Annotated in this window: 26 protein-coding genes; 6 read left to right on the forward strand and 20 right to left on the reverse strand. The window is 35.8% G+C overall.

Annotated elements, in window-relative coordinates:
• The first annotated feature begins 122 nt into the window (after positions 1-122).
• Positions 123-596 carry an N-acetyltransferase gene (locus VK90_RS15445; protein WP_048374012.1) on the forward strand — a complete coding sequence of 158 codons (474 nt, stop codon included), beginning with the start codon at positions 123-125 and terminating at the stop codon, positions 594-596.
• 34 nt (positions 597-630) lie between these two features.
• On the opposite strand, the gene VK90_RS15450 is transcribed toward VK90_RS15445, so the two are convergent.
• From VK90_RS15450 to VK90_RS15460, 3 genes are all read right to left on the reverse strand, one after another.
• Entirely contained in the window at positions 631-1,149 is a 519-nt protein-coding gene (locus VK90_RS15450; RefSeq protein WP_048374013.1) for an RsfA family transcriptional regulator, read from the reverse strand.
• 128 nt (positions 1,150-1,277) lie between these two features.
• Entirely contained in the window at positions 1,278-1,451 is a 174-nt protein-coding gene (gene rpmF / locus VK90_RS15455; protein WP_001984764.1) for a 50S ribosomal protein L32, read from the reverse strand.
• A gap of 61 nt (positions 1,452-1,512) precedes the next feature.
• Entirely contained in the window at positions 1,513-2,013 is a 501-nt protein-coding gene (locus VK90_RS15460) for a YceD family protein (RefSeq protein ID WP_048374014.1), read from the reverse strand.
• A 213-nt stretch (positions 2,014-2,226) separates the two neighbouring features.
• Between VK90_RS15460 and VK90_RS15465 the strand changes: the two genes are divergently transcribed.
• A complete protein-coding gene (locus tag VK90_RS15465; protein WP_048374015.1) occupies positions 2,227-3,408 on the forward strand; it encodes a nucleotidyltransferase in 1,182 nt (393 codons plus the stop codon).
• 25 nt (positions 3,409-3,433) lie between these two features.
• Here the strand turns inward: VK90_RS15465 and VK90_RS15470 are convergent, their stop codons facing one another.
• Positions 3,434-4,459, reverse strand: a complete 1,026-nt coding sequence (locus VK90_RS15470; protein ID WP_002173172.1) for a SepM family pheromone-processing serine protease — start codon at positions 4,457-4,459, stop codon at positions 3,434-3,436.
• Positions 4,452-5,243 (reverse strand): patatin-like phospholipase family protein, encoded by a 792-nt coding sequence (locus tag VK90_RS15475; protein WP_048374016.1) that lies wholly within the window; start codon positions 5,241-5,243, stop codon positions 4,452-4,454. The genes VK90_RS15470 and VK90_RS15475 overlap by 8 nt, the downstream gene beginning before the upstream one ends.
• 112 nt (positions 5,244-5,355) lie before the next feature.
• Here VK90_RS15475 and ylbJ point away from each other — a divergent pair, with 112 nt between their 5' ends.
• Entirely contained in the window at positions 5,356-6,576 is a 1,221-nt protein-coding gene (gene ylbJ, locus VK90_RS15480) for a sporulation integral membrane protein YlbJ (protein ID WP_002173174.1), read from the forward strand.
• A gap of 156 nt (positions 6,577-6,732) precedes the next feature.
• Here the strand turns inward: ylbJ and coaD are convergent, their stop codons facing one another.
• Both coaD and rsmD read right to left on the reverse strand, forming a co-directional pair.
• Complete coding sequence (coaD, locus tag VK90_RS15485) at positions 6,733-7,224, reverse strand: pantetheine-phosphate adenylyltransferase (protein WP_025147769.1); 492 nt, start codon at positions 7,222-7,224, stop codon at positions 6,733-6,735.
• Positions 7,221-7,787 (reverse strand): 16S rRNA (guanine(966)-N(2))-methyltransferase RsmD, encoded by a 567-nt coding sequence (gene rsmD / locus VK90_RS15490; protein WP_002173176.1) that lies wholly within the window; start codon positions 7,785-7,787, stop codon positions 7,221-7,223. Before rsmD ends, coaD begins: the two co-directional genes overlap by 4 nt.
• A 515-nt stretch (positions 7,788-8,302) precedes the next feature.
• On the opposite strand from rsmD, the gene VK90_RS15495 reads away from it, so the two are divergent.
• Entirely contained in the window at positions 8,303-8,692 is a 390-nt protein-coding gene (locus tag VK90_RS15495) for a DUF7147 family protein (protein ID WP_002173177.1), read from the forward strand.
• Positions 8,693-8,747: 55 nt separating this feature from the next.
• On the opposite strand, the gene VK90_RS15500 is transcribed toward VK90_RS15495, so the two are convergent.
• From VK90_RS15500 to VK90_RS15525, 6 genes are all read right to left on the reverse strand, one after another.
• Positions 8,748-9,014, reverse strand: a complete 267-nt coding sequence (locus tag VK90_RS15500) for a YlbG family protein (protein WP_002088292.1) — start codon at positions 9,012-9,014, stop codon at positions 8,748-8,750.
• Between the two features lie 128 nt (positions 9,015-9,142).
• A complete protein-coding gene (locus tag VK90_RS15505) occupies positions 9,143-9,595 on the reverse strand; it encodes a YlbF family regulator (RefSeq protein ID WP_025147766.1) in 453 nt (150 codons plus the stop codon).
• 116 nt (positions 9,596-9,711) lie between these two features.
• On the reverse strand, positions 9,712-10,284 hold the full coding sequence (locus VK90_RS15510) for a histidine phosphatase family protein (RefSeq protein WP_048374017.1): 573 nt from the start codon (positions 10,282-10,284) through the stop codon (positions 9,712-9,714).
• Between the two features lie 78 nt (positions 10,285-10,362).
• Positions 10,363-10,608, reverse strand: coding sequence for a YlbE-like family protein (locus tag VK90_RS15515; protein WP_002173180.1), 246 nt, complete (start codon positions 10,606-10,608; stop codon positions 10,363-10,365).
• An 11-nt stretch (positions 10,609-10,619) separates the two neighbouring features.
• Positions 10,620-11,057, reverse strand: coding sequence for a YlbD family protein (locus VK90_RS15520; protein ID WP_048374018.1), 438 nt, complete (start codon positions 11,055-11,057; stop codon positions 10,620-10,622).
• An 87-nt stretch (positions 11,058-11,144) separates the two neighbouring features.
• On the reverse strand, positions 11,145-12,179 hold the full coding sequence (locus VK90_RS15525; RefSeq protein WP_048374019.1) for a CAP domain-containing protein: 1,035 nt from the start codon (positions 12,177-12,179) through the stop codon (positions 11,145-11,147).
• 208 nt (positions 12,180-12,387) lie between these two features.
• Here VK90_RS15525 and VK90_RS15530 point away from each other — a divergent pair, with 208 nt between their 5' ends.
• Entirely contained in the window at positions 12,388-12,753 is a 366-nt protein-coding gene (locus VK90_RS15530) for a YugN family protein (protein ID WP_048374020.1), read from the forward strand.
• 46 nt (positions 12,754-12,799) lie between these two features.
• Here VK90_RS15530 and VK90_RS15535 read toward each other — a convergent pair whose 3' ends face one another.
• From VK90_RS15535 to ctaB, 7 genes are all read right to left on the reverse strand, one after another.
• Positions 12,800-13,798, reverse strand: a complete 999-nt coding sequence (locus VK90_RS15535) for a formamidase (RefSeq protein ID WP_000535796.1) — start codon at positions 13,796-13,798, stop codon at positions 12,800-12,802.
• Positions 13,799-14,034: 236 nt separating this feature from the next.
• Positions 14,035-14,940, reverse strand: a complete 906-nt coding sequence (gene ctaG, locus VK90_RS15540) for a cytochrome c oxidase assembly factor CtaG (RefSeq protein WP_002173184.1) — start codon at positions 14,938-14,940, stop codon at positions 14,035-14,037.
• Between the two features lie 82 nt (positions 14,941-15,022).
• Positions 15,023-15,355: a cytochrome c oxidase subunit IVB gene (gene ctaF / locus VK90_RS15545; RefSeq protein WP_048374021.1), complete on the reverse strand. Its 333-nt coding sequence runs from the start codon at positions 15,353-15,355 to the stop codon at positions 15,023-15,025.
• Between the two features lie 3 nt (positions 15,356-15,358).
• Entirely contained in the window at positions 15,359-15,982 is a 624-nt protein-coding gene (gene ctaE, locus VK90_RS15550; RefSeq protein WP_002173186.1) for a cytochrome c oxidase subunit III, read from the reverse strand.
• Positions 15,982-17,817: a cytochrome c oxidase subunit I gene (gene ctaD / locus VK90_RS15555; RefSeq protein ID WP_197088215.1), complete on the reverse strand. Its 1,836-nt coding sequence runs from the start codon at positions 17,815-17,817 to the stop codon at positions 15,982-15,984. Before ctaD ends, ctaE begins: the two co-directional genes overlap by 1 nt.
• 60 nt (positions 17,818-17,877) lie before the next feature.
• On the reverse strand, positions 17,878-18,927 hold the full coding sequence (gene coxB / locus VK90_RS15560; protein ID WP_002173188.1) for a cytochrome c oxidase subunit II: 1,050 nt from the start codon (positions 18,925-18,927) through the stop codon (positions 17,878-17,880).
• A gap of 93 nt (positions 18,928-19,020) precedes the next feature.
• On the reverse strand, positions 19,021-19,944 hold the full coding sequence (ctaB, locus tag VK90_RS15565; RefSeq protein WP_002173189.1) for a protoheme IX farnesyltransferase: 924 nt from the start codon (positions 19,942-19,944) through the stop codon (positions 19,021-19,023).
• 484 nt (positions 19,945-20,428) lie between these two features.
• Here ctaB and ctaA point away from each other — a divergent pair, with 484 nt between their 5' ends.
• Positions 20,429-21,370: a heme A synthase gene (ctaA, locus tag VK90_RS15570; protein WP_048374023.1), complete on the forward strand. Its 942-nt coding sequence runs from the start codon at positions 20,429-20,431 to the stop codon at positions 21,368-21,370.
• Positions 21,371-21,390 lie beyond the last annotated feature (20 nt).

Below are 21,390 nucleotides of genomic sequence, written 5' to 3' on the forward strand. Positions count from 1 at the left end.
CTCAAAAAAATAATGAAAGAAATATTCTATCTTCTTCATAAAAATTAAAAAATGAGTTATACTATTATTATAAATATTTATACTTTTCTGCATTCAACAAGATAAGAAAGGGATGTGATGTCATGATATTCCCAAAAGTTGAGCGTTTGCTCATCAATTATAAAACGTTAGATGAATTTAAAAAGTTTAAAGGCTGCGGAGCTTTAGAGTTATCCATGCTTGAAGAATTACAGGCAAATATTATTGAAAATGATAGCGAATCTCCATTTTATGGTATTTACTATGGAGGATCACTAATCGCGCGTATGAGTCTATATATGAAAAGGAACGGTGGAGAAAATTTCGAAATCACTGGTCCTTATATAGAACTCTATAAACTCGAGGTGTTACCAACTTTTCAAAAACAAGGATTTGGACAAATGCTCGTTAATTACGCGAAGCAACTACAATTCCCGATTAAAACGATAGCACGTGTCCAATCAGCAGGTTTTTGGGATAAATTAAATTTCCAAAAAGTATCAGTAACCGATGGTGAATTTTACATTTGGCAACCAGAAACAAATTTGAATGCGGTTACAAACGAAGAATCTGCTTAAGAAATAAAAAAACAGCTGTCATGCAGCTGTTTTTTTATTTCTTTAACTTCTCCAATTTTTCATTCGTACGAACAACATCTCTTTCTTTTCCCTCTAATACCATTACACTTCTTTTTTGATCAATATAATCAAGTAATGTTCTATACTCTTCCTCATATACTGATAATCGCTCCAGAAGACGCGCTCTTTCGGTTTGTAATGATTCAATTTGTTGCTGCAACACAGTTGAATCTTTTTCGTTTTTATAACTTTGTAAGAAATCAATGACATCATTTAATGTAAGAGACGTAGGCGCCTCCACTATCTTTGTCTCTTTCACTTCATAATTTTCCACTTTACGCAGTTGTTTCGCTTCTTCAATACGTTCTCTGTGCTGCTTTCTAACGTAAGAATTCCACCTAAATCCACACGCTGCAGGTGTACGAGATAAATGTCTTCCCACCTCCTTAAAAGCGGAAAGTTGCGTTCCACCTTCACGAATATGCCGGAGTACTACTTCTGCCAGAAGCAAATCTTCATCATCAGTCCAAGCATCTTGTCTTGTTGTCGCCATCTCTCTAGTCCTCCCTATGCATTTTTTATTAAGCATATGCAGTTACTAGAAAAGATAGAATACAACAAATAAAGAATAAGACAAAAAAAATAAACGTAGAAGATATCTTCTACGTTTATTTTTTGCAATTACTTGCTGATTACTTCTTTACCTTTGTAAGTACCGCATGCTTTACATACACGGTGAGCTAATTTCGCTTCACCACAGCTTGGGCACTCTACCATACCAGGTACTGATAATTTGAAATGCGTACGACGCTTTCTTTTTACTGTTTTAGAAGTTCTTCTAAAAGGTACAGCCATTCTTCCCACCTCCTTAAAAGAAATAGTTATTTTCATATGAAGGCCTGAACCAGTCTTCCGATTATTTGTCAAAAAACTTTGCAAGTCCTGCCAATCTTGGATCAACAGGCTTTTCTTTGTTTTCTTCCGAAATCACTTGCCAGTCTTGACCTTGCGTCGGTGCTCCACCAGAAACATCATCACTGAAAATTTGCATTGGAATCTCCAAAAGTATATTTTCCTTGATTACGGGCAGTAAGTCAAGTACTTCTCCTTCTAAACAATGAATTTCAGTTTCTGTTTCAAACTCCTCTTCAGAAGTTTGGAACACCTCAGTTGTTTTAATGTCAAATGGTAATGTCACATCTACTAAAGAGCGAGAACATGGTAAAACCATGCTTCCAGTTATATGTAGATGAAACGTAAACTTACCGGAGCCAAAATCAACTCTTCCTGTTACATGAACAGGATTAATTTCACGAATATCTTTCTCGACCTCTTTTAGCTCACTTACATCTACCATCTCATCCAATGTCAATCCTTTATTTCTCAATTTATTCAATTGATGGATGGACCATTTCATATCATATCACCTCAAGGCAACAAACAAAATTATAGCTAGCCATTTTATATTTGTCAATGTTTTTTCTTTACACTATAATGAAGTCATCATAGGAAATAATATATAGATTATCACGTTTTCCAAAAAGATGCTACATCGAAAGGAGAGATTACCATAAAAGCCAGTGGTATTGTTGTTGAATATAACCCTTTTCATAACGGTCATGCTTATCATGTGCAACAAACAAAAAAGTTAACACAGTCTGATATTATTATTGCCGTTATGAGCGGTCCTTTTTTACAGCGTGGTGAGCCTGCACTCACCTCCAAATGGTATCGTACCAAAATGGCCTTAGCAAGCGGCGTAGACCTTGTTGTAGAGCTTCCTTATGCATTTGCAACACAAAAGGCTGAAACATTCGCAAATGGCGCAATTTCCATTTTAAACGCCCTTCGTGTTTCTGAAATTTGTTTCGGTAGTGAAGATGGGCAAACTGAAAATTTTTATAATACCATTTCTGTACAAAAAAATGAAGAAGAGACTTTTAATCGTCTTGTAAAACAATTTATGAACGAGGGGAATAGTTACGCAAAAGCAACATCTGAAGCCTTTCTACGCATCTTACCACCCGAAAAAAACGTAGATATGTCACAACCAAATAACATTTTAGGCTTACAATACATCAAGGCAATTCTCTCACAAAATAGTGCCATGCAAGTACAAACTATAAAAAGATTCGCCTCTCATTATCATGATGAAACATTTCATAATAAACATATTGCAAGCGCAACAAGTATTCGTAAGCAACTATTTAGCGAAAACAGTTCATTTTCAACTATTGAGCCTTTTATCCCGAAAACGTCTGCTTCTCTTTTAGAAAATTACAAGCAAAACTACGGTGTGTTACATAACTGGGAAAATTACTTTTCGTTTTTCAAATACAAACTCATGACCATGTCTTCTCAAGACTTACAACATATATATGAAATGGAAGAAGGTTTAGAGCATCGTATTTTATCAAAAATACAGGACAGTTCATCGTTCCATTCATTCATGGAAGCATTAAAAACAAAACGTTATACATGGACTAGATTACAAAGAGCTTGTACACATATTTTAACAAATACAACGAAGGAAGAAATATACAATGCAAATATAGAGCAATACGCACCGTATATCCGTCTACTCGGTATGTCACAAAAAGGACAAACTTACCTTTCTAAAAATAAGAAAAAAATAGATCTCCCAATCCTTACCCATACAAAAACATTCAAACACCCTACTTTAGACATAGAACGAAAAGCAAATGCTGTATATTTCTCCATAATGAAAGAACCGATACGGACACAATCGCTAAAGCAAGACGCAACGCATCATCCAATTCGTTACGACGAAACAACAACAAGATTCTTATAAAAAAACCTCTCTTTTTCAGAGAGGTTTACTTTTTTTCGCCCATTTTTTCCAAATACTTCAACGCATCATCCAATGTATCCACTGGTACAATTTTCATCTTTGTTTTAATATCTTTTGCAGCCTCAAGCGCATCTTTATAATTTGATTTCTCCGCACCTTTTTCATTCGGCGCAAAGAATACCTCAGCACCCGCATCACTAGCAGCTACCACTTTTTGCTGAATGCCACCAATTGGACCAACTTCTCCTTGTTCATTGATTGTACCTGTTCCAGCTATTTCATGTCCTTTCGTTAAATCCTCTTCCACAAGCTGATTATAAATTTCTAATGTGAACATTAAACCTGCTGATGGCCCCCCTATTTCATGGGAATCAATTTTCACTTTCGGGTCCACTACTAATTCTCTTTCCGTAACAATAGAGACCCCTATACCAACGCGTCCATTTCCGTTAGGAATTGTCTTTACATTTAAATTTTCTTTAAACTGTTTTCCCCCTCGCTTATATTCAATATTTACTGTATCCCCTTCTTTTTTCCCTGTCATATACTCAATAAATTGTTCCGTCTTGTCAAATATTTTTCCATCGACAGCTATAATAACATCCCCAAGCTTCAGCTTTCCTTCTGACGGCATACCCTTTGCTACACCTGCAACTAGTACACCTTTATTTTCAAAAGAAACAGAACGATTTGCACGTTTATAAGCATTATAGATTGCTGCATTTTGCGAATCTTTCATTGCATAATTTTGGCGAAATTGATATTCTTCATCACTCTCGCCTCTTTGTAATATTTCTTCCGCTTTCGAAATATGTGTATATTTATTAAACTGCGCGGCTATTAAATTCACCACATTGGCCGGTCCCATCGAGACAGTGACAAGCATGAAATCACCAGACTCTTTCGTTCCACCATCTACTTGAACGTATGGCGCTAATTTCGCCGCCATACCTGGTTTTGTCACATAATATGGCAAACGTACATAAACAAGTAACATCGCCAATATAACACCTATTAAAATTGCATATATAAACCGAAAACGCTTAAACATTATGTTTCTCCTTCCACTGCTCAATTAGTAAATAAATGTTTGAAATGTGTTTTTCTGCTTCCACTTCTCCGACCCTTATAATGTCTTCAATATGTGTAAAAGCACGCGAACTAAATTGTTCAACAGCTGGTCGCATCATTAAATCTGATGCTATTTGCCGGTTCATTACAAGTTCATGTTGCATAATTTCAATACTTTGCATAATCACATCATAAATAGATGTAACCTCTCCATTCACCTTAATCGGAGATACATCAACAGCAATAACAATATCAGCACCTAAATCTTTTACAACTGATACTGGAATACGATCGATTACTCCTCCATCCACTAATAAGCGGCCATCTATTTTTTCTGGAACAAACACCCCCGGTACAGATATACTAGCTCGAACCGCCTCTGCTATCGGGCCACTTGTAAAGACAACTTTTTCCCCCTTCAAAATGTCAGTAGCCACAACAGCCGTTGGGATATCTAACTCTTCTAATTTTTTATTATATGTAAACATTTTAATCATATCTTTAATACGTTTTCCAGCAATAAATCCCATTTTAGGAACTGTAAAATCTAAATAATATTTCCTTTTAAAAACAGCTGCCAATTTATACAGCCTTTCAACGTTACAACTCGCTGCATAAAATGTGCCTATTAACGCTCCTATACTACTACCTGCTATCATATGAATAGGGATGCCAGCTTCCCTTAACACTTTTATTACCCCAATGTGAGCAAAACCTTTCGCACCTCCAGATCCAAGCGCTAAACCAATTTTTGGTTCCTTCATTTTTCTCACCCTTTAATTTTTTTCATTCCTTTTTCATACTTATGGTCTAAATTCACCACATATCCACGTATACTGAAATGAACGTTTTTGGGACAAAGGGGGATTTTCTTACATGTACGAAAAATGGAAAACTGCTTTTCTTACCATATCAATGTTATTTTTAACCTTTTCTCTTGTACTCCACCCCCAAGCTGCCTTGCAAGCTTCAATTCGCGGGTTAAATATATGGTGGGAAGTTGTATTCCCTTCACTACTACCGTTTTTCATCATTGCGGAACTTCTAATCAGTATTGGTGTTGTAAAATTTATCGGTGTTATATTAGAGCCGCTAATGCGGCCACTTTTTCGTGTTCCAGGGGTAGGCGGGTTTGTTTGGGCAATGGGAATGGCTTCAGGATTCCCTGCTGGCGCCAAATTAAGCGCTAGACTACGCAAAAGCAATCAACTAACACAAATTGAAGCAGAACGACTCGTATCTTTCACAAATTCTTCTAATCCACTTTTTATTTTCGGAGCTGTTTCTATCGGTTTTTTCAATAATCCGAAATTAGGGTTTGTATTAGCAGCTGCACATTATATAAGTAACTTTGCCGTCGGATTAATTATGCGTTTTTACGGCAATAACGATACCTACATAAAAGACAAACATACTATCCAAAAACGTCCCTTTCAAAACCCTTTCTCAGTCCTCCACCAAACGCGTATGCAAGAAAAAAGACCAATCGGAAAACTACTCGGAGACGCTATCGTTTCTTCTATTCAAACATTACTCATGATTGGTGGGTTTATTATTTTATTCTCTGTTTTAAATAAAATGATTACTGTTTTCCAAATTACAGAAGCGCTTTCTTTTATTATGCAACATATTTTATCATTCTTCCAACTAACATCCGAATTTAGCATTCCGATACTATCTGGTATTTTTGAAATGACACTTGGAAGCCAAATGATTAGTCAAATAAATGAAACCACACTTCTTCAACAAGCGATGGTAACAAGCTTCATATTAGCATTTAGCGGTCTTTCTATTCAGGCTCAAGTAGCAAGCATATTAGCGGAGACAGACATCCGTTTTAAACCATATTTTTTAGCGCGAATTATCCAAAGTATTTTCGCTCCTATTCTCACTTTTATATTTTGGGGACCATTTTATGAAAAAGTTCATTCTTTCTCACCTACACAAGAAGATATTCCCGTATTTTTATTGAATCATTCTTCTGCACTTAATGATGTTTGGACATCGTTTATACACTACGGACCTATCTTCACTTTATTTTGTTTATATTTATATGTTATCTTACTGTTTTTACGCATTAATAAAGTGAAACTTTAATCCGTGGAGGTTTTGTTCATCCCCTACAGATTTTATTAACCTTCACCAATCGGGCTTTTACGGGCAGCCCGACTCCCACCTAAATTCATTGCTTCAGCCGAATTTTGAGGTGTGAGTCTTACTGTCCGCAAATAGAGGGATAAAGAAAAACCCCGTTCACTTTAACGGGGTTTGAAACTTTTCTTTTAAAGCACGCTCTACAACTGGAGGAACAAGGTCTACTACACTTCCACCATATCTTGCAACTTCTTTCACAATACTCGAGCTTAAAAATGAGTATTGATTGTTTGTCATAATAAAAAAGGTTTCGATATTTTCATCTAATTTTCGATTCATAGAAGTAATTTGCATCTCATATTCAAAATCAGAAACCGCTCGTAACCCGCGTAAAATCGCATTTGCATTACGCATTTTTGCATATTCCACTAATAATCCACTATGTGAATCAACTTTTACATTCGGGATGTCCTTTGTTGCCTCTTTAATTAACTCTAAGCGCTCTTCTACTGAAAAAAATGGTTTTTTTGATGAATTGTTTAATACAACTACATACACTTCATCAAATACTTTTGCTCCCCTTTTAATAATATCCAAATGTCCAAGGGTAATTGGATCAAAACTTCCTGAAGAAATAGCTATACTTGTCATTCTGTCCCCTCACCTTCATACTTATAAATCGAAATTGCTGTAATCCCATAATTTTCTGCTCTCACTTTTACAAGTTCTCCTATAGAATCAGGTAAAACTACGTCATCGCCATGTTCTGCCATAATTAATCCATCTTCATTTAACAATCCATGTTGATCCATCACACTAATTAGAGATACAATTCTTTGATCTTTATATGGAGGGTCTATTAGTATAAGATCGAATGATATTTCACGCTTTATAAGCGCCTTTACCGCACGCTCTGCATCATTTCGATACACTTCAGCTTGTTCATGTATTCTACAGCTTTCTAAATTTTGATGAATTACTTTTATCGCTTTACTATCTCGGTCAACAAAAATCGCTTTATCAATCCCTCTACTTATGGCCTCAATTCCAAGGCCACCGCTACCACCAAATAAATCAAGAGCGATACCACCATCATAATAAGGACCTATCATATTAAAAATAGATTCTTTCACTTTATCTGTCGTTGGCCGTGTTGTATTACCAGGTACCGCTTTAAGTGGGTGCCCTTTACATTTTCCTGAAACTACTCTCATCTGTTGTCACTACCTTTATTTCAATCTATCGAGCGATTACAGCAAATCCATCTGAATTCAGTAACCGCTACCAAACCATACAATTCTTCACTAATTCGTTACTTAACCAATAGAGAACTTTAGTTAAAATAACCGTTCGCTATTTCTTACATATTCATCTCACTATTTGCGAACAAGAACCCTTTATGTACATCAGCTCTACTTTACCTTTTTTATCCTATCATAAAATAAAAAAAAGAAAAATAAAAAGCCAAACATAAATTTTAATTTCATTATGTATATCTTCATTTAGATTGGACATAAATAAATATAACAACATCACCTTCGATGTTGTTGCCAACCGCGGAGAAGACTTACGTTTCCCCATAAGTTCTTCCTCCGGTTTCTCCTCTCCCTTTGCCTTCTTACTAGTACATACTAGTATTAGAAGGGCCCTGCTTTGCAGGGTTTTTTTCTTTGTCTACTTTTCATTTAAAAAGTGAGATGGTACAGTAAAAGAAAGAGGAGGAAAAAATATGATTCAACGCTTTATAGAACTCGGAGAAGGCTACTCTGACTTATATGAATTACTTGAAATTGCCAAAACAAACCAAGAACGTGTAACACATATGTTACAATTTGAAACTGTAAAAAACGAAAAAAAAGTGTGTTCACTTGTTGTAATACTAAAACCGACAACTACTGGCGATTTCCAGCCATTATACATATGTCGTGAAGGCATTCCTATACTTGAAAATAAAAAAAGCAAACGTGTCGTTTTATTTGAAGAAATGGCAGAACAAATAGGAAAAAAAGTTACACCCTTTACTGTAAAACCATCAACAACTTTCCCTGAAAAAGAACTATTTTTTAATCATCTGATTGGTATTTTACGAATGAACAATTTCATTCCTCCAATGAGATAACACGTTATTTCAAATAAAAAAATCCCCAACTGAATTTAGCGGGGGATTTTTTTACTTAGCTATAATCGTATTCTTTTGCCCGGTCAGGACGCGAATTTTCGAATTCCGTTTTTAAAAACGGGCGATACGACTGTTCTACTTTTTTTACAAAAGGAAGTTTATTCAATTTTTGCATCATATGCTCAATTTGTTCCATATCACAATATACAACGGCATATTTCAATCGTTTTGATATGTAATGAATGTTACCATATTTCCTTAAAATCTTGGCATGTTTCAATGAATGTAAATAAACAATCATACTTTGTCGTTGCCCGAACATAATCTTCTCCATCTTCTCCTTTTTAAAAACTTATATTCTTATATTTTATGAAAACCAATCAGAAATTTATGACATTATAGGACAAACTCTGTATACGTTTTCTTCTATATTCTAAAAAACAGGGTAAATTACCCCGTTTTTTTACAACCACAACCGCCTCCGGTACCACAGCCACCGCCACAGCCACCCACATCAAAAAATGGATTTCCTGTTGGAACTTTAATGGAAGATGACACCTCAGAACCAATTGCTACACTAACTTCATCTAATAACTTTTGTAAATCAGTTTCTGCTCTTTTAAAGGCTGCAACCTTATCATGCAAATCTACAGAACGCTTTAATTCCCTCATTTTCGTCGAAACGAAAGTATAGTCAGGATGATATTTACCAAAACGTTGCACTTCTTCATATCGCTCTTTCATCGCTGTAAATTGCTGAATTAACGTCTGGACTTCCATATCTTCTTGCAAATCCTTATAATACTTACGATAATCTTCTGCTATATCTGAACAGATAATCGCTTTTGCAAGCTGCTCTGCCTTATCTAAAATCAATACGCTTTCCAGCGTCGCTACAATCATGAGAGACACCTCCAAGTATTCATCATAACACATTTGGCACAGAACTACTAATTGAAGTGTCTCACCTAAAAGAAAGATATGATTCTAACTCATTTCCATACAATTCCCTTGTACTTTTATACAATAATATGCTCCGCAATATTATATTTAAGAACATCCCATTTCCCACCATTTTCTTTCACGTAGCTAATACATGCATTTTTTAATGGCGTTTTAAATGTAATTTCATCTGGCGCAATTGCGTGTAAAATCGCTTTTATTGCATGTGAATGCGCAACAATGATAATACGTTTATCTCCATGTGTTGCTGCAACCTCTTGTAATGCGGTATAACAGCGCTCTACAATCTCTTCATCCTGCTCCATTCCTTCTACATTACCTTCTGCAATTAACTCCCTAACAGCTGCAACTGGTTTCCCAGAAGCTTCCCCAAAATTACGTTCCATAAATCGTTCATCTAATAAAATAGATTGCAATCCAATAGCCCCAGCAATTTCCTTAGCCGTTTCTTGCGCTCTAATTAACGGGCTACTTATAATTATATCCCACGATTCCGCTTGCAAGGCAGCTGCACTTTGACTCGCTTGCTTTTTCCCAACTTCGTTGAGCGGAATATCTTCGCGCCCTTGAATAATCTCTTGAAAATTCCAATCAGTTTGTCCATGTCGTACTAAACAAATTTCCGTCATGCTGCAACTCCTTTTTTAATAATCCGATTCTATTGTAACAAAAGTTTTGCATAACGGACATAGTTTTCCCTTCCAATTTTACGTCGCATTTTGCTGCTTCATATACTGGAACATATCAATCATAATTGAGGCAACCGCCAATTGATTTTGAAATTTTTCTACTTTATCTGGTATCGTTTTTTTGAAATGTTGCATGGCAGCTAACTCAAAAGCCTCTTTTTCTTCTGGATTACGTGTTAATTTCCGGTACCAGTATGGCTGTTCCCGAATATAACGAGCTAAATCCTCATCAGCCTTTATAAACTCCATAAGCTCTGCTCTCATCCTCTTTCCCCCTAATCCTTTTGAAAGAAAAATGGATTATTTTCAGAAGTATTTTGTTCTTGCTGCGTGCGGTTCCCTTGAAATTGTTGGATAACTTGCTGCACACTACCAATCGCACTCGTTACATTTGCTAAATGGTGTTGCATTTGTTCTACGTCTAGCTTTTTAAAGAAAGAAAGCATTTGCCCCATCACATCAGCAGTTTTTTCCTCCTCAGTTCGATTTTCTTTTTCTTCTTTATTTTCTTTTACTGAAGAAAAAGCAGGTGCTCCATCAGGTCTATACGCTGCCCATATTTGATCTTCTTCACCAAGTAGGTACCATTCTTCATAAAATTGCTGCCAAGTTTTTTGACCACTTCTAACCTCATGAACCATTTTAGGGTGATGGTTTACAAACTCTTTAAACTGTTGAACCGATGGATGTAACGGTCCTTTTGTTGTTGGCATACTACTCACCTCTTCATGTATATCTACTATATTGTAAGAAAAAAAAGGCACATGGTTCGCCTATTTTTAGACGATTCATGCACCTTTTTATTTTCGGATAAAGTTTTGAGTATAAAATTTATCATATACCCCAACACCTAATCCAGTAAATTGTTCATTTAATAAATTCTTTCTGTGACCCTCACTATTTAACCAGCCTTGTACAGCTGCAATTCCATCACTATGTTGCGCGGCTATATTCTCACCAGCAAGTTGAAAAGCCACTTGCCCACGTTGCAAACGATCTCCTAATGTACCAAAGGTAGGAGAATCGTGTGAAAAATAATTATTATCCTTCATATCTTTACTATGGCCAAATGCAACATCTGCAGTTTGTTGATCCCATGTTAACAACGGTAATTGATGACGACTTCGAATAATATTTGTTAAGTCGAGAATTTGTTGCATATTTCCATTTTCTACTTGCTTCATTTTTTCTGGCGTCAACGGCTGTTCTGCTATTAATTCACCTGAATAAACAAGCTGATACGGCCTTTGGCGTAATAACGTTTCATCATCCATATAACGAACACCAACAAGTTCATGTGTAAAGTGATCAAAATATAATTGTGCCCACCCATCTTCTACAGGGATTAGTGGTTGTTCCATTATTTCCGTATCAGATAACTCAAATTGATAACTATTCTTTCCTCTTTTTAATGAAATCTCATGTGAAAGCGGATTCTTTTTATATACCTCTTCATACTTTTCATTTATATAATAGGGAGCTACCTTGACTTGATCACCAGCAACATACGCCGTTACAACTTTACGTTCAGCAACTCCAAATTGAACATACTGAGTTAAATCTTGATTATACACCCACCATTCATATCCATAAGCAGACGGCTCTATTCGAGACGGTTCGCCCCACTTTGCTAATAAATTCTCAGGATCCCCACCAATCATATTTAAAACAGTGTCTGTGGATTCTTCATTTACTTGCTTTTTCTTTTTCACAATTTTATTTTCTTGCTTAGAGTGCGATGGAGTTAATATATATTGTGAAACGAGTAACTTCCCGTATAAATCAACAGCTAAAATTAAAAATGTAATCATTACGATACGCAATAATTTCTTCAAACGATATACCTCCTGAACAAAACATAAAATTGAGATATACACAAAGCCTTTTCTTTCCTTTTTTTGTGTGTACCGTACTCTTTTCACTATATCATATTTTCACGAAAAAAGTCTGGATTATCCCTTTTCTCTCAATATGAATTGCACTTTCTTACTATTCATACTATTATAAAAATAATAAAACACCATAAAAAGAAGGAGGTATTCTATGCAATTTACAAATACGAAATTTAATGGTGCAGTCATTGATTTAACTCTTTTAACTGAGATTATGGAAAACAATCATTTTGTACTTGCTGGACAATGGGATTACGAACGCGTTACATATGATTATAAATTTGAAATATTAAAGGATATTTATTATTTACGCGTACAAGGTTTTGCTGTTGAAGGTGACATCGGCAGCAGACACGCTCAAGTAAAACTATTGCCACCCTTATTAGGAAAACATTATTACCCTCACGGCGTTGAATATGGTGATGACGAGATTTTCCCAACGAATGTACTTCAAAAAAGCGAACAGCTCCTACTAAATATTGAAAAAGAGTTGAAAGAATTTCAAATTATTGAGTAAATAGAACAAGCGCATCAATATGATGCGCTTGTTCTATTTATCTTTCCTAAGAATGAATCGTCTTTTTGACTGGATACCCATAAATGGATCCATCTTTTACTTTAATCTCATCTTCCCAAGGGACTTTATATTTACCTTCAGCTAAATCTTTTACAAACGTATACGGGTTTTCTTTCACCCCACCAGGAGTCGCGACATACCCCCTTGAACCTAAATTATATATATTATTTTCTAGACCCCATCCTAATCTAGCCTGATCTGCTAGCTCTGGATATACTTCAGCAGTAACAATCTCCCAAGGGTTTCGGTGTCCCTGCACTAAAGTAGTCCCATCAAAATTACATACTTGTCCTTCACCAAAGTAATAAAATACACCATCATAACCCGCTAAGTTCACTGACAATGTATACATTAAATTTTGCCATGCATTTGAACGATTGGTTAACATCCATTGTTCACTAACTTGTGTACTATATCCAGAAATACGAATCAAGACATTTGCACCTTTATAGGCCGCTTCACGGGCTACTTCAGGAAACATGCCATCATGACAAATACAAACAGCTAATTTACTTCCTCCAGGTCCATCACAAACAGGTAAGCCTAAATCTCCAGCTTTCCAAGGTTCGACTGGCACCCAAGGATTTAACTTACGATACTTCAAAATCATTTCACCTTGTGGATCAATAATAATTGCTGTATTATACGGTTCTCCACCATCAGGATTTCTTTCCATTATAGAAAAAACACCATATACTTCAGATTCTTTACATGCCTCAGCAAATAAGTCCGTTTCTGGCCCAGGCACTGTACATAAAAACTCTTCTGTAGTCCATTTTTTTGTATTGAGCCCTTGTGTACTATATTCAGGAAATACTATCAATTCTAATCCAGGATAGCCTGATTTAGTTGAATGAATTGTTTTTATGATCTGTTTAATTTGTTTATCAATGTCTGCACGCGACTCCACTACCGGTACTGGATATTGAATTAACGCTGTTAAAAAACCACTAATCGGCTTTACCATACTTCCACTACTACCCATTTAAAATCCCCCTTAAAATAGTTTGTGTTTATTAAAGAAAACAATATAAATTTGTAACTCTCTAAAAAACTAGCACTACATCTGGAAATATTACGTATTAAAGCTAGTAGTAAGTTTTATATCCACTTTTAGTACATGCCTACACTAGGTTAACAAAAAAGATTGAAAATTCAATCTTTTTAAATGTCCACTACAACTAAAAAAGAAAAAAGCGTATGGGCTCCCGTACGCTTTTTCTACTTAGTCTGTAAATACGGTGGTAGCTCCTGTAATTGCTCCTTATCCTTTTCACGCTCTCTACGTGCCCATCTAAAGAACACATAGCCGATAATCGTGCCGTACACTATTTCCTGGACAATTTTCATAATGATACCGCCTGTTTGTTGGTCTTGCACTACTGGTATCCAATGTAAAAATTCTGGTCCAGTAATATTTAAATCTGATAAAGTACCAGCCGGTACACAAAGCTCCATCGCCTTCATCCAAGCAGCCGGATCTGTATATGTTGCAAATAATGGTTCAGTCGCAAAAATTATTAACGCACAAGCTGGGGTTAATAAAATACCATTAGCAAACATATAACCAAGTTTCTTTATATCACTTAATGTTTGATATTCCGGCAGTGGATTTAACATCGGCCACCACATCATCATTGCTGTAAAAAACAATATAGCGAGGCAAATGGGGTGTGCTATTTGACTTTGTTTTACTGTATCAAAAACAATTGGCAAATGATAAAAGGAAAACAGACCATTAAATACAAACAACGCAATAAGCGGTTTAGCAAAAGCCTTTAGTACAATTTGAACAAACTTAAAAGAAGTAATATAACGATATAACCAAACAGGTATACCAAGCAATAATAATGGAGGAACTGCAATGTACATTACTGCCATCTCAAACATATGTGCACTAAATATAATATGACCAATTAAATCAATAGGTCCTCCCTTTACAAAATACAAAAGAACAATCCCGGTCGTAAAATAAAAAATCTGCTTTTTACTTACCTTCGTCGCATTTTCAAATCGTGTTCTATACGGTCCAATAATTAAGAAATAACTAATAAGAATCGAGGCCATAAATAACAGAAAAATCGGACTCCATAAAGCCTGAAAACCAAATATCCATAAATTCTCCATTTTCACACCTACCTTTTCAAAATTCTTATCTTTCATATGAAAAGAGGGCTATGATAAATCAGAGCCCTCCAACTACTACTGTTTAAATCCACACAATTGTCATAAAGGCTAAAATCGTTAATAAACCTATTAACAATCCAGTGTATAAGAAGAAACTCGCCGCTTCATGTCCTTTATGACTCATATGCATGAAATAATATAATTGAAATACAACTTGAACAACTGCCAACAATAAAATAAATGGTACCGAAAAAATTGGACTAAATGTTTTCGGATATGCTACCGCTGCAAATGCAACAAATGTTAAAAAGATCATTAGTGCAAACGTAATAACTTGGTGCTTCATTTCCTCTGCACTTTTTCTTTTCCGATAAACAAGATCAACCTTAGGATTATTCGTTTGCTTAATTGCCATTGTTTATCCCACCATTCCCATCAAATATACTACAGTGAAAATAAACACCCAAACTACATCTATAAAGTGCCAATAAATTGATGCAACGTAAAACTTTGGTGCATTGTATAAATTTAAGCCTCGCTTCGCATTTCTAAAGATTAATGTCGAAATCCAACACAATCCAAACAATACGTGGAGCCCATGCGTACCAACAAGAGCATAAAATGCAGAACCAAATGCACTACTTCTCATAGTATGCTTAAATTCATGTGTATAATGATAAAACTCATAGATTTCAAACCCCAAAAATCCTAAGCCAAGCAACACTGTTATAAGTAGCCACAGTTGCATTTTCTTAAAATTGAAATTTTTCATATGATACATTGCATATACACTCGTTAAACTACTTGTCAACAACAACATCGTCATGATGAAAACGAGCGGCATTTGAAACATTTCTTGAGATGTTGGTCCACCATTTGTAGAATTCTTTAACGCTAAATATGTGCCAAATAAGGAAGCGAACAACACTGTCTCGCCTCCAAGAAATAACCAAAAACCGACAAACTTATTTTTCCCCTCAAGGGTTGCTTTTTCAGGCTCTGCTGGAAATGTTTCATTCGTTAATTTTTCATCTACATGCATTATGCCTTGCCCCCCTTATCTTCTAAATCTTCCTTATGAATATGATATCCATGATCATCGATTACTGAGCGAAGGAACATTGTACCGAATGTAATGATCAAACCTATAATTGCTACTAATAACCAAAACTTATCTTTGCCGCCTTGCATATACATCGCACCAAAAGCGGCTATAAATAGACCTAGAGAAATGATAAACGGTGAAAATGAAGCATTCGGCATATGAATATCACCGACTGGTTCCGCCGCTGTCATCTCTTTTTTACCTTCGCGTTTTTCAATCCAAAACGGATCTAACCCACGAACAAATGGTAATTGTTTGAAATTGTATTCTGGTGTAGGCGCTGGCATTGTCCACTCTAATGTACGCGCATTCCATGGATCACGACCAGCTTTTTCTTTTGATACTGTTGTTTTTATAACATTGAACAAAAGAACAATCGTTCCAAGGGCCATGAAAACTGCTCCAATTGAACTAATCATATTTCCAACCTCTAATCCTTGCCCCTCTAAATATGTGTAGTAACGACGCGGCATACCGATTAAACCAAGGAAATGTTGGATAAAGAACGTTAAATGGAAACCAATAAAGAATAACCAAAATGTTATCTTTCCTAACGTTTCATTTAATATTTTATTAAACATAAGCGGCCAATAATAGTGTGCACCTGCAAGTAAACCAAATACAACACCGCCGACAATTACATAATGGAAGTGTGCTACTACGAAATAATTATCATGGAATTGATAATCAGCTGGTGCCGACGCAAGCATAACTCCTGTAACTCCACCCATAACGAATGATGGAATAAAAGCTACCGCCCACATCATTGGTGTCGTAAACCGAATACTTCCACCCCACATTGTAAAGAGCCAGTTAAAGATTTTGATACCTGTCGGAACTGCAATCGCCATTGTTGCAACTGAGAAGATAGCATTTGCAACAGGACCAAGACCAACGGTAAACATATGATGCGCCCATACCATAAAGCCTAAAAATCCAATTAATACAGTCGCGAACACCATCGATGAATAACCGAATAATCGTTTTTTCGAAAATGTAGCGAAGATTTCTGAGAATATTCCGAAAGCTGGGAGTATAAGAATGTATACTTCTGGATGACCGAAGATCCAGAATAAATGCTCCCATATAATTGTGTTCCCACCTAATGCTGGATTAAAGAAACTTGTGCCAAATAAACGATCTAACATTAGAAGCCCTAATCCTACAGTTAACGGTGGAAATGCAAATAATATAAGTGAAGATGTTACAAATGTTGTCCATGTAAACATCGGCATGCGCATATATGTCATTCCTGGCGCACGCATATTAATAATTGTAACAAGGAAGTTAATACCTCCAATCAATGTACCAATACCTGATATTTGCAAGCCGAGTACATAAAAATCAACACCATGTCCTTTGGAGGATAAAGCTAAAGATGCATACGATGTCCAACCTGCATCAGGTGCTCCCCCTAAAAACCAACTTAAATTTAAAAATACTCCACCAAAGAAAAATAACCAAAATCCAAGTGAATTCAAAAACGGGAACGCCACATCACGTGCTCCAATTTGAAGTGGTACTGCGGCGTTCATAAATGCAAACACGAGTGGCATAGCTGCGAGGAAAATCATTGTTGTACCGTGCATCGTTAATACTTGGTTATAAGCATCCCCAACTAGAAAAGCATTGTTAGGAATCGCTAACTGAAGGCGAATAAATAGCGCTTCTATTCCGCCTATTACAAAAAACAATCCACCTGCAATTAAATAGAGAATGGCAATCTTTTTATGGTCTACTGTCGTTAAATAATCCCATATGACAGCACCCATCCCCTGTTTTTTTGCTACAGAACTCACGTTTTCAACCTCCCCTTCGCAAATGATCCCTCTTTACTTTTCAATCTTTAACGTTTGTAAATATGCATTTAATGCATCAATTTGATCATCCGTTAAGTTACCATATTTACCAGTCATTTTATTACCTGGCTTCATATTTTCAGGATCTTTGAGCCATTTTTTTAAGTTCGCTTCATTATTTTCGGCAATACCGGCAACCATATCGCGATCAGCAAAGTTTGCTAAGTTTGGTGCGATACGAGCAGAAGGTGGTCTACTATCATTTGATCCCACTGCATGACAACCAATACAGCTTTTATTAAATACGTCTTGACCTTCTTGCGCCTTTGTAGACGCTACTTCTTTCTTCCCATCAATCTTCTTCATGTCAGCAAGCCATTTTTTGTACTCGCTTTCATCCAGAGCTTTCACTTTGAATTGCATTAAAGAATGTGATGGGCCACAAAATTCTGCACAAAAACCATTATAAGTGCCCGACTTATCTGCCTTTAACCACATTTTGTTCACATTATCTGTATTTGTATCCATTTTACCAGCTAAAGATGGAACCCAAAACGAATGTTTAATATCGGCACCCTTCAAATTCAAATACACTTTCTTGCCTGTGGGGATAACTAAATCTTGAGAAGTTACTATTTTTTCTGATTTATAAGAAAATTCCCACCAATAAAGATTCGCTGTTACATCAACAACGATAGTATCTTTATCAATATTCTTTTTCTCCATCGCACTTACATCAGCAAGTTTGAATGTATATGTAACAGTCGGAACAGCCAAGATTAATAAAAGAATAATCGGAATAACTGTCCATATAATTTCTAGTTTGTGATTCCCTTCAACTTGCTCTGGAATATAATCTTCCTCACCCTTTTTTTGTCGGAAACGCACAATTACATATAAGAAAATAATAGTAACTACAAGTACTACTCCTACCATGATTGCACTCGCTAGCAAGAGCAAATCGTATTGCATTTTTGCTACTTCCCCTTGCGGAATTAAAGTAGATTGAAAGGCTTTACCGCATCCCCCTAACAGTAAAGCCAGCAGTGAAACGAACGAAAGCAGTCGCCACTGTTTCTTCATACAAACAACCCCCACTTTCTTTGTGAATTAGATTGTACTTTATAGTTAAGTAAAGTAAATCTCAACGTAAAGAAATCCAATCATGTCGTTGTCTTAGAAGAATGTAACTACAATCATTGACACAAATAAGATTGTTAAGTAATTCAGGGAGTAAACAAACATTTTTACGGACCATTTGATGTCATCTTGCTTACGGAAGCCATAAAACCCTAGTACGATCCATCCGATGTTAAGCAATGTTGCAATTACCATGAAGGTTACTCCAAGCCCACTCATATAAAATGGTAGTGGTAATAAACATACTGTCCAGATCATAATCTGACGTTTCGTAATATTAAATCCCTGTACAACAGGAAGCATTGGGATTCCTGCATTGCGATATTCATCAACACGTTTCATCGCTAACGCGAGGAAATGTGGGATTTGCCAAATAAACATAATTAAAAATAACATCCAAGCTATTGGATGATCTAAAGATGGATCAATTGCCGCCCATCCAATTAAAGGTGGAACAGCTCCTGATATACTACCTACAACAGTATTTAACGTATATTTTCTCTTCGTCCATAATGTATATAAAACTACATATGTGAAGGCACCAATAAATGCGATTAATACTGCCATTGGTGTCGTAAGTAATAAAAATACGAAGCCAAGAAGTAAAATTACAAGTCCAAATGCAAGTGCAAATCCAGGTTTATATTTACCTGTTACCGTTGGACGGTTTTTTGTTCTCTCCATTAATGGATCGATATCTCGGTCAATGTAGTTATTTAAACAACATACCCCTGCCATAATTAATGCAGAACCAACGATTGTAAAAAATAGCTTATCCAGATGGTCCATAACACTCAATCCATTAAAATGTAAAGCCAACCAAAATCCTGTAAATACAGTAAGTGTATTTGAGTTTACAATCCCCATTTTAACGAGCGCTGATAAATCTTGTAACCGAGTTGTTTCCGGTACACTTGAAACAGCTGACTCATCATGCAGCTCACTTGTTGCATGGTTCATCACTTTAACCCCCTCTTAAACCTATCATCTTTCTAAGCGAAATATTTCGCTTCTATATAGCAATATTATTACAGTAGAAATATTGTTAACCCATTCTACTACTAATCTACGCCCATACTCCAATATATTAAATCATATTTCCCGAACAATTTGTGAAGAAAACATGAACTTTTTGTGTCGAATAATAAAAAACTTTATTCTAACCTATCCTTATCATAACATGATGTTATCTTCTATAATAAACTATTTTGTCATATTTAGCATGTATTCTCCCCATTTCTTTTCAAAATAGCCTCATTTTCGCCTAAAATATGTATTTAAAATCCCATTTTTTTCTTTATTCTGTATACGTTGTCCTCACCCTTCATTTCTTTGCTATTTTATTATTTTTTATATATCATAGGACTGTAGCACGTTTTATTCTATACATAATGGAATGAAAATATTTCGCAATAACTTCATAGCAGAAAGATGGTGAAAGAGATTGCAACGCTTTATTAAATGGTTAGCAGTCATTACAAGTCTCGATTTATTAGTAGTTTTACTAGGAGGCGCTTTAGTTACAAAAACAGGTTCAGGCCAAGGGTGCGGTAAATCATGGCCACTTTGTAACGGTGAATTTGTTCCATCTAATTTATCAATGGAAACTATTATTGAGCTGAGTCACCGCTTAACATCGGGATCAGCAGGTATCCTTGTTACTCTTCTTTGTATCTTGTCCTGGAAATATTATAAACATGTGCGTGAAACAAAGACGTTAGCAATTTTATCCTTCGTATTTTTAGTTGCACAAGCATTAATGGGGGCAGCTGCAGTTGTTTGGGGACAAATACCTGCTGTACTAGCTATTCATTTTGGTATTTCCTTAATTTCATTTGCTTCTGTCATCTTGTTAACGTGTCTTATTTTTGAAATTGATCAGAAATTCGATGCACGTTCACTTATTATGGACAAAAAAATGAAATTTCATATTTATGGTGTAACAATTTACAGTTATATCGTTGTCTACACAGGAGCTTTAGTACGTCACGAACGAGCTAGCTTAGCCTGTCCAGACTTCCCTTTATGCAGTAAAAACAGACCTATTCCAACTCAACTACATGAGTGGGTTCAAATGGGACATAGAGTTGCAGCGATGTTAATATTCTTTTGGATACTATATGTGATGATTATTGCTATTCGTCATTACAAACAGCAGCGTGTAGTATATTGGGGATGGATTATTTCATTTATCCTTGTAACACTTCAAGCTATTGTAGGAATTTTAGTTGTATATACAAATGCTAGTTTATCAATGGCATTATTACACTCACTCTTCATTTCTTGCTTGTTTGCAGTACTATGCTATTTAGCTATGTTAGGTACAAGAAGTACAGTCAATGCAAAAGAAGCCGTATCGACTTCTAAGCAAAATAAAATAAAGTAACACTTTAATACCTTGCCAAT

Source organism: Bacillus sp. LK2 (genome assembly GCF_001043575.1).
Classification (GTDB): Bacteria; Bacillota; Bacilli; order Bacillales; family Bacillaceae_G; genus Bacillus_A; species Bacillus_A paramycoides.